The following is a 14409-nucleotide window of genomic DNA, read 5'->3' as shown; positions in this document are numbered from 1 at the left end:
CGGCATTGGAGACGGCGATGGATGCAGAAGCCTGGCGCAAGCGCACCCTGTGGCGGGCGACTCATCGCGGCATCAAGGAAGCCGACATGTTGGTGGGCGGCTTCGCCGAACGCTGGGTGGACGAGATGGACGCGGACGGGCGCGTGTGGCTGGAAGCGCTGCTGGAAGAGCAGGATGTGGACATTTTGGCATGGGCCTTCGGCGCGGCCGAGGTGCCTGCGCATCTGGCCGGGCCGTGGATGCAGCGGCTGATGGCCAAGGATTATCTGAAGCTGGTGCCGCGCTGATGCTGCCCATCGAGCAGATCGCGGGCAGTTCGCGGCCGCTCAGGCTGACGGGCACACCCGCCGGGCTGCTGCCGCTGTTAATGGCGGGCCTCGCGCGCGCAGCCGGGCTGGATGGACGTCGTGCCGTGCTGATCGCCGCCGACGAAGCGGCGGGCCGCGCCGTGGTGGAGGCCGCGCCCTTTTTCGCGCCCGATGTGACGCCGATCTGGCTGCCGGGCTGGGATTGCCTGCCCTATGATCGCGCCAGCCCCGGCCAGCGCAATCTGGCGGAGCGGCTGGCGGGGCTGGCCGCGCTGGCGAATGCGCCCACCGGGCCGGAACTGCTGGTAACGACGGTGAGCGCCGCGAGCCAGCGGCTGCTGCCCAAAGAGGTGATCGCGGGCGCGACGCTGCGGATCGAGCAGGGCACGCGCATCGGCCGGGATGCGCTGGTGCAGACGCTGCTGCGCGCGGGCTATACGCGGGTGGACAGCGTGGCCGACGCGGGCGATTTCGCGGTGCGCGGTGGCTTGGTGGATATCGTGCCGCCCGGCCTCGGCAGTGGCGTGCGGCTGGATTTCTTCGGCGACGAAGTGGACGCGATCCGGCTGATCGATCCGCTGACCCAGCTGACCACCGGCAAATCGCCGGGCTTCACCCTGTTGCCGGTTTCCGAACTGTTGCTGGACGACGCGCGCATCAAGGCCTTCCGCGCGGGCTGGCTGGAACGGTTCGGCGCGGCGGCGACCTCCGATCCGCTGTATCAGGCGGCGAGCGAGGGGCGGCGAGCGGCGGGCCTCGATCATTTCCTGCCGCTGTTCGAGCCGGGGCTGGTGACCCTGTGGGACTGGTTGGCCGAGGGCGACATCATCGTGGCCGACAGCGGGCTGGCGGCCGCTGCCGACGCGCGCTTCGAAGCCATCGCCGATTACCACCAGAACCGGGTGGAGGCGCTGAAAACGCCGCTGAAAGGCAAGACGAAGCTGGGCGCGGCGCTGTATCGGCCGCTACCGCCCGAGGCCTTGTATCTGGGCCGCGACGAATGGGCCGCGCATATCGCCGCCGCGCATCAGACGAGCGCGCTGCCCGGCGAAGACGGGCTGGATCTGGGCGGGCTGCCGCCGGTGGATTTCGCACCCGCGCGGGTGGCGGCGGCGGCCGGTGGCGTGCCGGTGTACAAGGCGATCGCCGAGCGGCTGGGTGCCGTGGCGGCCGAGGGGCGCAGGCCGATCCTTGCGGCTTACTCCGAAGGCTCGCGCGAACGGCTGGGCGGCTTGCTGAAGGAACAGGGGGCGCAATCGCTGCTCCCGGCGGCGGGCTGGCAGGCCGCGCTGGGCGCTGCCGCCAACGGCGCGGTGCCGATGGTGGTGCTGGGGCTGGACAGCGGCTTCCGCCACGCAGACGCGGAAATCTGGACCGAGCAGGACATGCTGGGTGACCGGCTGGTGCGCCGCCGCTCCGCGCGGAAAGCCGATGCTTTCCTGAAAGACCTGCAGACGCTGGAGGCGGGCGAGCTGGTGGTCCATCAGGATCATGGCATCGGCCGCTATCTGGGGCTGGTGCCGATCACCGTGTCCGGGGCCGCGCACGATACCGTGGCGCTGGAATATGCCGGCGGCGACAAGCTCTATGTGCCGGTCGAGAATCTCGACGTGCTCTCCCGCTATGGCAGCGAGAATGAGGGTGTGACGCTCGACAGGCTGGGCGGGACAGGCTGGCAGCAGCGCAAGGCGCGCATGAAGGAGCGCATCCGCGAGATCGCGCACGAGCTGCTGAAAACCGCCGCGCTGCGCGCCACCCGCGAAGCCGACGCCTTCGAGCTGGACGCGCAGGGCTATGCCGCCTTCCTCGACAAATTCCCATGGGCCGAAACGGACGATCAGCTGAAGGCGACAGCCGACGTGATCGAAGACCTCGGCGGGGGCCGCCCGATGGACCGGCTGATCTGCGGCGACGTTGGCTTCGGCAAGACGGAGGTGGCGCTGCGCGCGGCCTATGTCGCGGCCTCCAACGGATCGCAGGTGGCGGTGGTGTGCCCCACCACACTGCTGGCGCGCCAGCATGCCGCGACCTTCCGCGACCGCTTCGCCGAAACGGGGCTGAAGGTGGGCGCGCTCTCCCGCCTCGTGCCCGCCGCCGAGGCCAAGGCCACGCGCGAAGGGCTGGCCGACGGCAGCGTCGATATCGTGGTGGGCACCCACGCCATTCTGGCCAAGGGGGTGGAGTTCAAGCGGCTGGGCCTCGTGATCGTGGACGAAGAACAGCGCTTCGGCGTGACCCACAAGGAGCGGCTGAAGGCGCTGCGCCACGACGTGCATGTGCTGACGCTGACGGCGACGCCCATTCCGCGCACCTTGCAGATGGCGCTGTCCGGCATCCGCGAACTGTCCGTGATCGCCACGCCGCCGGTGGATCGGCTGGCGGTGCGCACCACGGTTTCACCATGGGACCCGGTGGTGGTGCGCGAGGCGCTGCTGCGCGAACATTATCGCGGCGGGCAAAGCTTCCTGGTGGTGCCGCGCATTTCCGACCTGCCCGACATCGAGGCCTTCCTGCGCGAGGAGGTGCCCGAAGTGCGTTATGTGACGGCGCACGGGCAGATGGCAGCGGGCGAGATCGAAGACCGGATGACGGCCTTCACCGATCAGCGGTTCGATGTGCTGGTTTCCACCACCATCGTCGAATCCGGGATCGACATTCCCAACGCCAACACGCTGATCGTCCACCGGGCGGACATGTTCGGGCTGGCGCAGCTGTATCAGCTGCGCGGCCGGGTGGGGCGCGCCAAGCGCCGCGCCTATGCGCTGCTGACGACGGCGGCGGACGGCACGCTGACGGCGGCGGCGGAAAAGCGGCTGCAGGTGCTGGCTTCGCTGGATTCGCTGGGGGCGGGTTTCGAACTGGCCAGCCACGATCTGGATCAGCGCGGCGCGGGCAATCTGCTGGGCGACGAGCAATCCGGCCATATCCGCGAGGTGGGCTTCGAGCTGTATCAATCGATGCTGGAAGACGCGATCGTCGCCGCCAAGGCCGAGGCACGCGGGCTGCGGCCGCCGGAAGACCCAACCTCGCCGACCATTTCCGTCGACGCGCCGGTGATGATCCCGGAAGATTATGTGCCCGATCTGGCGCTGCGCATGGCGCTGTATCGCCGCGCGGCGGACCTGCGGGACAAGGGCGGGATCGAGGCCTTCGCCGCCGAAATGATCGACCGCTTCGGCCCGCTGCCCGAAGGCGCCGCCAACCTGCTGAAGATCGTGGAGGCAAGGAACGCCGCAAAAAAGGCGCATGTGCAGAAGATCGAGGTGGGGCCGAAAGGCGCGCTCATCACCTTCGTGGACGATATCTTCCCCAACCCGGCGGGTCTGGTGGAGTGGATCAACCGGCTGAAAGGGCAGGCGAAACTGCGGCCGGATCAGAAGCTGTTCCTCGCCCGCGATTTCGGCAATGGCGAAGCCCGGCTGGCCGGTGCCGTGGCACTGGCGCGCGGGCTGGCGCAGGCCGCCCTGCGCAGCGTGGAGGCGAAGCCGGAGCCGGTGAAGCCCGCGCCGGTGCAGCGGCCCGCGATTCCGGGAGTGTTCAAGAGCAAGCGGCGCTGAGCCTGCGCGCAACCGCTTTGGTCATCCTGTTATTTGCAAACCCGTCGGCCTTTCGGCCTTTACCATTGCCTCTTTCCCCCGCTCAGGCTGAGCTTGTCGAAGCCCCATGGAGCATGCGCCCCCCGGCTCAGACATTGTGCTTTCACGTCCGGGGCTTCGACAAGCTCAGCCTGAGCGGAATAGAGAAGAGGCAGGCAATGCCGGTTTGCAAGCAATGAAATCGCCAGAGCTTTTTCACCTGACTCATCGCAGCCCCTGTTCTATTCTTCGGCACTTGGAGAGTGGGCCGCCCGATGATGAACCGCTTCGATAAATTCGCGTTGGCGGCAGTCATGCTGGTCACGCTTCTCTGCGCGGGAAGCATGGTGCCCATCTTCCAATATTATTTGGAAACTTTGACACCTGCGTCCCTGATGATGGGCATCGCAGGCTGGCTGATTGCCACCTTCGGACCGCCGCTGGTGGCCCTATGGTGCTGGCGAAAGGCGAAGCAGGTGCGCTTCCCGTGGATGCTGCACCTGGGGATGCTGGCCGGTGCCATCATCCTGCTCGAAACTGGAAAGTCGATGATGTTGGCTGCAATGGACGCGCCGGATTTCGACGCCATGATGGGCGGCCCGTCAAATCCGCCGGATTTGCTCTTCCTGATTGTGATCGGCGGGTATTTTTCGGGGCTGGCGTATCAGCGGATCTCGTCAGCCAGCCGTAGAGGATAGTCCGCGCTCCCTCTTGCCCACTGGCCACTGACCGTCCACCATCACGCGCATGAAAACACCCTTGCTCGCCGCCCTCGCCCTGCTGCTCACCGCCCTTCCTGCCCACGCCCTGCCCGCTGCCGGGGTGCAGGCCGAGGCGCGGGAGATGTTTGCGAAGATCGTTTCCTACCCCTCCGTCGCGGGCACGCCTGCGGTGGGGCAGCTGACGGACTATCTCGCGGGCGAGTTCCGCAAGGCGGGGTTCGCGCCCGCTGATATCGAGATCGTCAACGCCGATGGCCACCCCGGCCTGATCGTCACCCTGCGCGGCAAAAGCAAAAAGCCGCCGATCCTGTTCCTGTCGCACATGGACGTGGTGGACGCGAAGCGCGAGCAATGGACGAGCGACCCCTATACGCTGACCGAGCGTGACGGCGCGCTCTATGGCCGGGGCACTGTGGACAACAAATATGGGCTGCTGACTCAGGCGCAGGCCTTCATCCGGCTGAAGCGTGAAGGCTTTGTGCCGGATCGCGACCTGATCCTTGCCTTTTCCGGTGACGAGGAAGTGGATGGCATTTCCGCCCGCGCGCTCGCGCAGCGGCTGAAAGGCGCGGCCTATGCGCTGAATTCGGATGCGGGCGGCGGCTCCCACGGCAAGGACGGCTCCACCAGCTACGCCATTCAGGCGGGCGAAAAAACCTATGCCAGCTTCGAACTGACCACGCGCAATCCGGGCGGCCATTCCTCCCGCCCCCGGCCTGACAATGCCGTTTACGAGCTGGCCCGTGTGCTGACCCGGCTGGAAACCTATCGCTTCCCGGCGCACTGGAACCCCGTGATCGTGCAGGGGTTGCAGGCGCAGCTGCCCAGCCTGCAAGGCCCGATGAAAGAGGCGGTGTCCGCCTTCATCGCCGCCCCCTCGCAACAAACCGCCGACGCCATCGCCGCCATCGATCCGGCTGCCTTCCCGGAACTGCGCACCACCTGTGTCGCCACCATGTTGCGCGGCGGAATCGTGGAAAATGCGCTGGCCAATGACGCCACCGCCACGGTGAACTGCCGTATCTTACCCGGCGAAACGGTGGCCGAAACCCGCGCCACGCTGGCCCGCGTCGCCGCCGATGAGAAGCTGGAGATCAAACCGCTGGGCAACCCGCTGGAAAGCCCGCTGTCAGACCTGCCGCTCGAAGTGCGCGCCGCGCTGGCGAAGCAACTGCCACCCGGCACCCGCATCACCCCCTATATCGAGGCCGGCGCCACCGACGGCCTCTATTTCCGCAGCGCCGGGGTGCCCACCGTCGGCGTCGGCCCGCTGATCGAAACCGAAGGCGGCAACTATAATTACCACGGCATCGACGAGCGGGTGCCCCTGAGCGAATTCAACGCCGGGCTGGATCATTATTACCGGCTGGCGAAGGCGCTGGCGGGCGGGAAGTAGGCGGGGCTGCCTCCGGCGGCTCGGGCTCTGCCCGAGACCCGGCAGGGGCGTGACGCCCCTGCACCCCCGGACTTTTCGCCCCTCCTCTTCAGGGGAGGGGTTGGGGCGGGGGATCTCCGCTGGGCCTGATCCACTGACCTCTCCACCCGCTCAGCCTGAGCTTGTCGAAGGCCCCTCAGCTTACCCACCGATCTCTCCGCACGTCACCCCGGATCAAGTTCGGGGTGACGGTTGTGGGTCTGGGGAGGTCTGTAGGTTTTCTCAAGGGCCTTCGACAAGCTCAGGCTGAGCGGGTGGAAAGGGAGGTTGTTGGATCAGGCCCGGCGTTGCCCCACTCTCTACACCTCTCTCCCCAACGGGGAGAGACAGACGCGTAGCGCCGCAGGCAATCGAATCTGATCACCCGTACGACGCTGGAGTTCAGGCACGACGTGAATTTTGAGGGTGCAGGGAAATCATTTCCCTGCCCGCCGGAGGCAAAAAGGCCACAGGCTGGGTTCCAAGCGCAAAACCCTAGGCCGCCGGAGGCCCTGTCCGCCCCCTACCCATCCTCCCGCAGCACGCGCGGATCGGGCTGTTCGTCGCTTTCCTGCGTCAGTTGGTTCACCAGCCGGTTGTAGTTGAAGCTGGAGCGCTCCCCCACCTTGCTCAGGTGGCGTTCGATCCATTCGCTGGCGGCTTCGCGGCCTTTGTCGCGCAGGCTCAGCAGGAAGTGCCGGTCTGCCAGCAGTTTTGAGGCGGGCGGCAGTTCGTCCAGCGCCTTGTCGCCGTGGATCATGTGCATATGCGTCTTGCGGTGCCGTTCCGGGGAGAGTTCGCCCGCGTTGATCAGCCGGTTGCGCTCGGCGATGAAGCGCAGTTCCGTGATCAGGCTGGCGTTGAAGCTGATTTCAGAGAGGCGGTCGAGGATGTCGGCGGCCTTTTTCGGCAGTTCGGTGCGGACGATGGGGTTCAGCTGCACGATCAGCACATCGTCCGTGTCGGTCGCGCGGGTCATCGGTTCGATGGCGGGGTTGGCGACATAACCGCCGTCCCAATAGCCTTCGCCATGGATCATCGGCGTCTGGAACAAAGAGGGCAGGCAGGCGGACGCCAGCACCATTTCCACCGTCAGCTCATGCTCGCGCCAGCAGCGCAGGCCGCCGGTTGCCACATGGGTGGTGTTGATGAACAGCTTGATGCGGCGCTGGCGGCGCACTTTCTCGAAATCGATCAGTTCCAGCAGCGCCGCGCGCAGCGGGTTATTGTCTGTGGCGGAGACGTCATAGGGGCTGAACATCCGGCTCGCCGCCATGGAGGCTTCAAAGATCACCGGCTCCATCATCTTGTAGAGCGGCCAGTTGCGGAAAGGGTTCATCCGGTCTGCCGCGTCGGCGATGCCCAGCCAGAATTGTTCCAGTTGCAGGCGGGCCTGTTCATTGCCGCCTTCCAGCAGCCCCTCGGCCATCACCACCGCGTTCATCGCCCCGGCAGAGGTGCCGGAAACGGCGGTGAATTCCAGCGTCGGTTCCTCCAGCAACCTGTCCAGCACACCCCATGTGAAGGCCCCGTGCGCGCCGCCGCCCTGAAGCGCAAGGTTGATCGGACGCGACTGCTTTTCGGCCATAAGCCCCCCTTTTTTGACTGCCCGATTGCGTTTAGCAGGTGCAGCATGATCGGTGAAGATGGCGGCAACAGCGGTTGAACCCGCGCTGGCTTCGCAGGCAATATGGGCCGGTTGCGGGAGAGTTTATGACAAGTTGCATTCTGCGAAGCTGGCTTGTCGCATGGGCGGTGGCGGTGTTCCTGCCCAGCGCGCTGATCGCCGGTTTCGGCCTTGCGCCGGGCAACGCCGCTGTCGGCCTGTCTGCCCTGCCCGGCGCCACATGGGCCGTTGCAGACGAGATGGGGCCAGCCGCGAAGCTGCTGCTGGGCGGCCTGCTTCTGGCGGCCTTCCTACTGGTGGAGCGGAGGCAATTGCGCAAACCCGGCGGGCGGGCGGTGCTGGCGATGGCAGGCGCGGTTGTTGCAATGCTCGCCACCATCGCGCTGCTGCCAGAGGCGTGGTCGCGCGGCTTTGCCTCCGGCCTTTCCGGGCAGCGGTTCGATCCCGCGCTGCTGGCCGCCTATCTGCCGGGCGCGCTGTTCGCGGGCATCGTATTCGCAGGCTCGGTCAGCCGCTGCCTTCGCAGCAAAATCTAGGGCGATTGGATTCTTTGCAAACTGGCGTGGCTCGCCTGTCTTCGTCCTGCTCATGCTGCTCTCCGCCCGCTCAGGCTGAGCTTGTCGAAGCCCGGAACGTGAAAGCGCAACGGCTAAGCCGGGGGGGCATGCTCCATGGGCTTCGACAAGCTCAGCCTGAGCGGGTGGGAGCGCAGCGGCGGTAAAGGCCGACGGGTTTGCAGAGAACAGGAGCGCCAAAGCCTAAAGCGGATAGCCCGAGAATCCCTTGGTCCGGTGCATGGCGACGCTGCTGGAGACGCGCTCGATCTGCCATGGCCCGGCTGTCCATTCGGCTGTCAGGTCGCGCCATTCGGCCATGTCGGTTACCAGCACCTTCACCAGATAATCGCTTTTGCCGGAAATCTCGGCGGCTTCCAGCACGCGCGCGTCGGCTGCGAACATCGATTCCAGCGCGCGGAAATCCTCCGGCAGATGCCGTTTCAGCGTGACTTCGCCATAGATGATCAGCGCCGGGCGCAGCCGTTCCACCGCGACATCGGCGCGATAGCCGGTGATGATGCCCACCTCTTCCAGCCGCCGCACGCGGGCCAAGCAGGCGCTGGGCGACAGCGCCACTTCCTCTGCCAGCGCGGCGTTGGTGATTCGCCCGTCGCGCTGCAAAACAGCCAGAATCTTGCGGTCAATCCGGTCGATGCTGTCCACTTGTGTCTCCGCCGCAGAACATGCGGTTTCCACCGCAGACTTTCGTTACCCCCTTTCCGGCTACTGGGGCAAGAAGGGGCATGGCGACTTCGGCGGAACTCAGGCTTTCGGACTGGTGCGTGCGGCCCGCGGGTCTGCGCGATCTGGATGGGTTGAAGGCGCTCGCCGAGCTGACGGGCGGCGGCTTCACCAACCTGCCGAACGATCGCGACGCGCTGTCCGAACGCATCGCCCGATCGGACGCGAGCTATGCCGCTCGGCTGACGGAGCCGAAGGACGAGAATTACATATTGGTGCTGGAACATGCGCCCAGCGGGCGGATCGGCGGCACCTGCTGCCTGTTCAGCCGGGTGGGGGTGCGCTGGCCCTTTTATTCTTACAAGCTCACCACGCTCTCCATGCAATCGGCGGAACTGGGGCGGACCTTCCGCACCGGCGTGCTGCATCTGGTGAATGATTTCGAAGGCGCGAGCGAGGTGGGCGGGCTGTTCCTGCACCCCGATTTGCGCACTGGCGGGCTGGGGCGGCTGCTGGCCCGCAGCCGTTACCTGTTTCTGGGGCTGCACCGCGCCCGGTTCGGAGACCGGGTTCTGGCCGAACTGCGCGGGCGGATGCGTGACGATGGCAGTTCCCCCTTCTGGGACGGGTTGGCCGGGAAATTCTTCGGTATGGGCTTTCAGGAGGCAGACGCCTTCAACGCCGTGCAGGGCAACCAGTTCATCGCCGACCTGATGCCGAAATACCCCGTTTACGTGGCGATGCTGCCCGCCGAAGCGCAGGAGGCGCTGGGGCATCCGCACGATCATGGGCAGGCGGCGAAACGCCTGCTGGAGGCGGAAGGGTTCGGCTTTCACGGCTATGTCGACATCTTCGACGGCGGGCCGACGATGGACACGCGGCTGGCCGACATCCGCACCGTGCGCGAGGCGGTGCCCGCGCGGGTGGCAGGGGTTGCAGCGGATGGCGAGACAAGGCTGGTGGCGGGCGGACAACTGAAGGATTTCCGCTGCGCCGCGATCCCCGCGCGGGAGAGTGACGCCGGGCTGCTGCTGGGAAAAGACGCGCCGTTTTCGGCAGGAGACGAGGTATTGCATGCCGGGTTCTGACAGCTTGAGGAGCATCCGCCCCTATGACGGCACGCTGCTGTGGCAGGGCGCCGCCGCGAGCGAGGCCGAGGTGGCGGCCGCCGTGGCCCGCGCCCGCGCCGCGCAGCCGGGCTGGTTCTCCGCCGGGCTGGAGGCGCGGCTGGCGGTGGTGCGCGCCTTCAAGGCAGCGGTGGAGGCCGAGGCAGACAGTTTCGCGCGACTGATCGCCGAGGAGACCGGCAAGCCGCTGTGGGAAGCGAAGACGGAGGTCGGCTCCGTCGCGGCCAAGGTGGAGATTTCGGTGCAGGCGCATGCCGAGCGCACCGGCAGCCGCGAAGCCCCGTTCAAGGCCGATCCGGCCGGGGCGACGCAGGCGCTGCGGCACAAGCCGCATGGTGTGCTGGCAGTGCTGGGGCCGTATAATTTCCCCGCGCATCTGCCCAACGGCCATATCGTCCCGGCGCTGATCGCGGGCAATGCGCTGCTGTTCAAGCCTTCGGAACTGACGCCCGCCGTGGGCGCGTTCATGGCCGGATTGTGGGCGAAGGCGGGCCTGCCGCAGGGCGTGCTGGAACTGGTGCAGGGCGCGGGCCACACCGGCCGGGCGCTGGCCGCTGCCGAGACCGACGGGTTGCTGTTCACCGGTTCAGCGCCCACTGGCGCGGCCTTGGCGCGGCAATTCGCGGAAACGCCGCATCGCATGCTGGCGCTGGAAATGGGCGGCAACAACCCGCTGGTGGTGTGGGATCTGGATGAGGCTCATCTTGAGGCCGCGGCGCTGATCGTGGCGCAATCCGCCTTCCTCTCCGCCGGGCAGCGCTGCACCTGCGCGCGGCGGCTGATCGTGCAGGATGGCGCGCATGACAAGCTGCTGGACGCCGTGCTGGCGCTGGCGGATGGGCTGCTGATAGACCAGCCGTTCGCCGATCCGCAGCCGTTCATGGGCTGCGTCGTCTCCAATCAGGCCGCCGACGGGCTGCTGGCGCGCGCGGGCGCGATTCACGGCAAAACCATCCGCCCGCTGCTGCGACTGCGCGAGGGGCTGCCCTTCCTGACGCCCGGCATCGTCGACGTGACGGGCCTCTCCGTGCCGGACGAGGAGCTGTTCGGCCCCTTCCTGCAACTGGTGCGGGTGAGCAGTTTCGACGAAGCCATTGCCGCCGCCAACGCCACCCGCTTCGGCCTGTCCGCCGCGCTGCTGGGCGGGGACCGGGCACTGTATGAGCGCTTCTGGATGGGCAGCCGCGCGGGCGTGGTGAACTGGAACCGGCCCACCAACGGCGCGGCTTCCAATGCGCCATTCGGGGGCGTTGGGCTTTCGGGCAACCACCGGCCCAGCGCTTATTATGCCGCCGATTATTGCGCATGGCCGGTGGCCAGCGTGGAAGCGGATGTGCCGTTCATTGCCAGACCACCCGGCGCGGCTGCGCCAAAGACAATTGGTGTGCGCTGATGCCGGAACTGAATCTCGACGGCCTTGTGGGGCCGAGCCACAATTATGCCGGGCTCAGCCTTGGCAATCTTGCAGCCGAACGCAACGCCGGGGCCATCAGCGCGCCGCGCCGGGCGGCCTTGCAGGGCCTTTCGAAGATGCGCCTGCTGCTCTCTCTGGGGGTGCCACAGGGGCTGTTGCTGCCGCACCGGCGGCCCAACACGCGCTTTCTGCGCGGGCTGGGCTTCGAAGGCGACGACGCCCGCGTGCTGGCCGATTGCGCGGCTGACGACCCGCAACTGCTGGCCGCCGCCTTTTCCGCCAGCGCCATGTGGACGGCGAATGCCGCCACCGTCAGCCCGGCCGCAGACACGGCGGACGGGCTGACCCACATCACCGTTTCCAACCTCGTCTCCATGCCGCACCGTTCGATGGAATGGCCGGAAACCATGGCGCAGCTGAAGCTGGCCTTTGCCGATGCCGATCATTTCGCCGTGCACTGGCCCGTCGCGCCGGGCTTCGGCGACGAAGGCGCGGCCAACCATATGCGCTTTTCCGCCGCCCATGAGGAGGCCGGGGTGGAGGCGTTCGTCTATGGCCGCAATCGGGGCGGGGCGTTCCCGGCGCGGCAGCATGTGCGCGCGTCTCAGGCGGTCGCCCGCAGCCATGGGGTGAAGCAGGCGCTGTTTATCGAGCAGGCCGACATCGCCATTCAGGCGGGCGCGTTCCACAATGATGTGGTCGCGGTGTCCAACGGCCCTGTGCTGTTCGCGCATGAGCAGGCGTTTCAGGATCGTGGGCAGACGCTGGCGGCGTTGCAGGCGCAGGTGCCGGGCTTCTGCCTTGTGGAAGCGCCGGCAGCCGATGTGCCGCTGGCCGATGTGATTTCCTCCTATGTGTTCAACGCCGCGCTGGTGAGCGTGGAGGGTGGCGAGATGGCGCTGATCCTGCCGAAAGAGGCGGAGGAAACGGAGAGCGTCTGGCGCTGGCTGCAACGGGTGAAGCAGGACGCCGCCAACCCGATCAACCATCTGCATGTGCTGGACCTGCGCGAGAGCATGCGCAACGGCGGCGGCCCCGCCTGCCTGCGCCTGCGCCTGCCGCTGTCTGCCGGAGCGCTGGCGGCGGTGGACCCGCGCTTCCTGCTGGATGACGCGAAGCTGGACCGGCTGGAGCGGCTGGTGGAGGCGCAGTGGCCCGAAGCGATCGCGCCTGCCGATCTCGCCGGGCCGGAGTTGTGGCGACAATGCCATGCCGCGCATGACGCGCTGCTGAAGCTGCTGGACATCGCGCCTGCCGAACTGGGCTATTGAGCCTTTCCGTGGCCCCGAAGGCCGGATAGCATCCGCCCCGCATGCCCACGACGGGCTTTGATGGGGGGATTGGCCTTATGCACATGGCATCGGTGATCGGCGGCGGATTGCTGTTGCTGGCGGTGTTCGCGCTGTTCGGGAAACTGTGGGGCGCGGACAGCGCAGGGATCGCCATGGGCCTGCGCGCCTTCATCCCCGTCTGGCTGATCGTCGCGCTGCTGAACATGTGGGTGGGGGTGACAAAGGCGGGCTACAGCGTCGCGCAGGAAGCGCCGATCCTGCTGATCGTGTTCGCGGTGCCAGCCGCCGTGGCGGGCGTGATCGCCTGGCAACTGACGAAGGGCTGAGGCCGGACAAGCAGCGGGACTGAAAGGGCGACCTGTCCCCTGCAAATCCCTCAGACCTTTCGGCCCTTGCCGCCCGCTCAGGCTGAGCTTGTCGAAGCCCCGGACGTGAAAGCGCAATGGCTGAGCCGGGAGCGGGCTGCTCCATGGGCTTCGACAAGCTCAGCCTGAGCGGGCGGAGAGGGGCGCGCAGGCGATGCCTGTTTGCACAGGATGCACGCGGCAAAAAGAAAGGGCGGAGGTTTCCCCCCGCCCTTCCTGATTCGCTGGCGCGAAACGGTGGGAAGCGAACTCAGATGAGTTCGATGTTCACCGCCGCTTGCTTGCCGCGCCGGTCCAGCTCCAGCTCGAAGCTGATGCGCTGGTTTTCCGGCAGGTCCGACAGGCCCGCACGTTCCACCGCAGAGATATGGACGAACGCATCCGCGCCGCCATCATCACGGGCGATGAAGCCGAAGCCCTTCTGGCCGTTGAAGAACTTCACCGTGCCTTCGTAACGCGTGCCATCCGTCACCGGGGGCGGACGGTTGCCGAAGCCACCACCGGCCGGGCGCGGGCCGCGTTCGAAGCTGCCGCCGCCTTCGCGGGGCGGACGCGGAGCGCGTTCCTGCGGCTCGATCAGATCGCCCACGATGGAGACGTCGGTCGCGGAAATGCGGCCGTTGCGTTCCGTGAGGGTGAAATCGATTTCCTGGTTTTCCGCCACATTGGTGAGGCCGGCGCGCTCCAGCGCGGAGATGTGCAGGAACACATCCTCGCCGCCGTCATCACGGACGACGAAGCCGAAACCCTTCTGGGCGTTGAAGAACTTCACCTTGCCACGACCCTGGCCGATGACCATGCCCGGTCCGCCGCGCGGGCCGCCGCCGAAGCCGCCGCCACCACCGCCGCCGAAGCCGCCGCCGCGAGGTCCGCCGCCACCGAAGCCGCCGCCGCCGAAGCCGCCGCCGCCCGAACCGCCGCCGAAGCCGCCGCGACCGTAACCACCGCCGCCACCGCCGCCGCGACCGAAGCCGGAATCAAAGTCGAACCCGCCTTCTTCAAACCCGCGGGAGCGCTTGTCGTCTCCCCGCCCACGGCCGCCGCCGCGCCGCTTGTCGTCGTAACTCATCTCGAAAAACCGTCTTTCAAAATCTCGTACCGCCCAAACCATGAACCCCGGGCCATCCACTGAAAGCCACCCGATGCACCTGGCCTTGTTCGCCACCACGTCCATTTGCGAAGCGAAACCGGGGGCTGTCCCCGGACCCGTGCCGCAGTCCTGACCCCCGGCCATCCGGAAGCCGCACATCCCGGCTGGCCGGTCTGCACCTCCTTTACCTTAGCTTATCCACAGCCGCCGCGCGAGTCGGATTCTGACGTGTAAATA

The 14409-nt window shown here is 67.1% G+C and carries 12 protein-coding genes; 9 read left to right on the top strand and 3 right to left on the bottom strand.

The window, feature by feature from the left end:
* Window positions 1-17: 17 nt before the first annotated feature.
* The 4 genes from FJQ54_RS11340 (at window position 18) to FJQ54_RS11325 (ending at window position 6001) form a co-directional block, all read left to right on the top strand.
* Window positions 18-287, top strand: a complete 270-nt coding sequence (locus tag FJQ54_RS11340) for a succinate dehydrogenase assembly factor 2 (protein WP_140928516.1) — start codon at window positions 18-20, stop codon at window positions 285-287.
* On the top strand, window positions 287-3865 hold the full coding sequence (gene mfd / locus FJQ54_RS11335) for a transcription-repair coupling factor (protein ID WP_140928515.1): 3579 nt from the start codon (window positions 287-289) through the stop codon (window positions 3863-3865). Before FJQ54_RS11340 ends, mfd begins: the two co-directional genes overlap by 1 nt.
* Window positions 3866-4158: 293 nt before the next feature.
* A complete protein-coding gene (locus FJQ54_RS11330) occupies window positions 4159-4581 on the top strand; it encodes a hypothetical protein (RefSeq protein WP_140928514.1) in 423 nt (140 codons plus the stop codon).
* Window positions 4582-4630: 49 nt separating this feature from the next.
* Entirely contained in the window at window positions 4631-6001 is a 1371-nt protein-coding gene (locus tag FJQ54_RS11325; RefSeq protein ID WP_140928513.1) for a M20/M25/M40 family metallo-hydrolase, read from the top strand.
* A gap of 541 nt (window positions 6002-6542) precedes the next feature.
* On the opposite strand, the gene FJQ54_RS11320 is transcribed toward FJQ54_RS11325, so the two are convergent.
* Window positions 6543-7607 carry a patatin-like phospholipase family protein gene (locus tag FJQ54_RS11320; RefSeq protein WP_140928512.1) on the bottom strand — a complete coding sequence of 355 codons (1065 nt, stop codon included), beginning with the start codon at window positions 7605-7607 and terminating at the stop codon, window positions 6543-6545.
* Window positions 7608-7732: 125 nt separating this feature from the next.
* Between FJQ54_RS11320 and FJQ54_RS11315 the strand changes: the two genes are divergently transcribed.
* Complete coding sequence (locus FJQ54_RS11315) at window positions 7733-8182, top strand: hypothetical protein (RefSeq protein ID WP_140928511.1); 450 nt, start codon at window positions 7733-7735, stop codon at window positions 8180-8182.
* Window positions 8183-8404: 222 nt separating this feature from the next.
* Here the strand turns inward: FJQ54_RS11315 and FJQ54_RS11310 are convergent, their stop codons facing one another.
* Window positions 8405-8866: an Lrp/AsnC family transcriptional regulator gene (locus FJQ54_RS11310; RefSeq protein WP_140928510.1), complete on the bottom strand. Its 462-nt coding sequence runs from the start codon at window positions 8864-8866 to the stop codon at window positions 8405-8407.
* Between the two features lie 80 nt (window positions 8867-8946).
* Here FJQ54_RS11310 and FJQ54_RS11305 point away from each other — a divergent pair, with 80 nt between their 5' ends.
* The 4 genes from FJQ54_RS11305 to FJQ54_RS11290 all read left to right on the top strand — a co-directional run bounded on the left by FJQ54_RS11305 (window position 8947) and on the right by FJQ54_RS11290 (window position 13043).
* Window positions 8947-9972, top strand: a complete 1026-nt coding sequence (locus FJQ54_RS11305; protein WP_140928509.1) for an arginine N-succinyltransferase — start codon at window positions 8947-8949, stop codon at window positions 9970-9972.
* Entirely contained in the window at window positions 9959-11404 is a 1446-nt protein-coding gene (gene astD, locus FJQ54_RS11300; RefSeq protein WP_140928508.1) for a succinylglutamate-semialdehyde dehydrogenase, read from the top strand. Before FJQ54_RS11305 ends, astD begins: the two co-directional genes overlap by 14 nt.
* On the top strand, window positions 11404-12696 hold the full coding sequence (locus FJQ54_RS11295; protein WP_140928507.1) for an N-succinylarginine dihydrolase: 1293 nt from the start codon (window positions 11404-11406) through the stop codon (window positions 12694-12696). The genes astD and FJQ54_RS11295 overlap by 1 nt, the downstream gene beginning before the upstream one ends.
* Window positions 12697-12773: 77 nt before the next feature.
* A complete protein-coding gene (locus tag FJQ54_RS11290; RefSeq protein WP_140928506.1) occupies window positions 12774-13043 on the top strand; it encodes a hypothetical protein in 270 nt (89 codons plus the stop codon).
* A gap of 289 nt (window positions 13044-13332) precedes the next feature.
* On the opposite strand, the gene FJQ54_RS18010 is transcribed toward FJQ54_RS11290, so the two are convergent.
* Window positions 13333-14151 (bottom strand): cold-shock protein, encoded by an 819-nt coding sequence (locus FJQ54_RS18010; protein WP_140928505.1) that lies wholly within the window; start codon window positions 14149-14151, stop codon window positions 13333-13335.
* Window positions 14152-14409 lie beyond the last annotated feature (258 nt).

It is taken from the genome of Sandaracinobacter neustonicus (assembly GCF_006385875.1).
GTDB classification, from domain to species: Bacteria; Pseudomonadota; Alphaproteobacteria; order Sphingomonadales; family Sphingomonadaceae; genus Sandaracinobacteroides; species Sandaracinobacteroides neustonicus.
This window is presented reverse-complemented; position numbering and strand designations above follow the sequence as displayed.

Bases quoted from the DNA above. Each gene is read 5' to 3' on its own strand.
- mfd (WP_140928515.1), top strand. From the start codon at position 287: ATGCTGCCCATCGAGCAGATCGCGGGCAGTTCGCGGCCGCTCAGGCTG.
- FJQ54_RS11295 (WP_140928507.1), top strand. From the start codon at position 11,404: ATGCCGGAACTGAATCTCGACGGCCTTGTGGGGCCGAGCCACAATTAT.
- FJQ54_RS11320 (WP_140928512.1), bottom strand. From the start codon at position 7,607: ATGGCCGAAAAGCAGTCGCGTCCGATCAACCTTGCGCTTCAGGGCGGC.
- FJQ54_RS18010 (WP_140928505.1), bottom strand. From the start codon at position 14,151: ATGAGTTACGACGACAAGCGGCGCGGCGGCGGCCGTGGGCGGGGAGAC.
- astD (WP_140928508.1), top strand. From the start codon at position 9,959: ATGCCGGGTTCTGACAGCTTGAGGAGCATCCGCCCCTATGACGGCACG.
- FJQ54_RS11325 (WP_140928513.1), top strand. From the start codon at position 4,631: ATGAAAACACCCTTGCTCGCCGCCCTCGCCCTGCTGCTCACCGCCCTT.
- FJQ54_RS11290 (WP_140928506.1), top strand. From the start codon at position 12,774: ATGCACATGGCATCGGTGATCGGCGGCGGATTGCTGTTGCTGGCGGTG.
- FJQ54_RS11315 (WP_140928511.1), top strand. From the start codon at position 7,733: ATGACAAGTTGCATTCTGCGAAGCTGGCTTGTCGCATGGGCGGTGGCG.
- FJQ54_RS11330 (WP_140928514.1), top strand. From the start codon at position 4,159: ATGATGAACCGCTTCGATAAATTCGCGTTGGCGGCAGTCATGCTGGTC.
- FJQ54_RS11305 (WP_140928509.1), top strand. From the start codon at position 8,947: ATGGCGACTTCGGCGGAACTCAGGCTTTCGGACTGGTGCGTGCGGCCC.
- FJQ54_RS11340 (WP_140928516.1), top strand. From the start codon at position 18: ATGGATGCAGAAGCCTGGCGCAAGCGCACCCTGTGGCGGGCGACTCAT.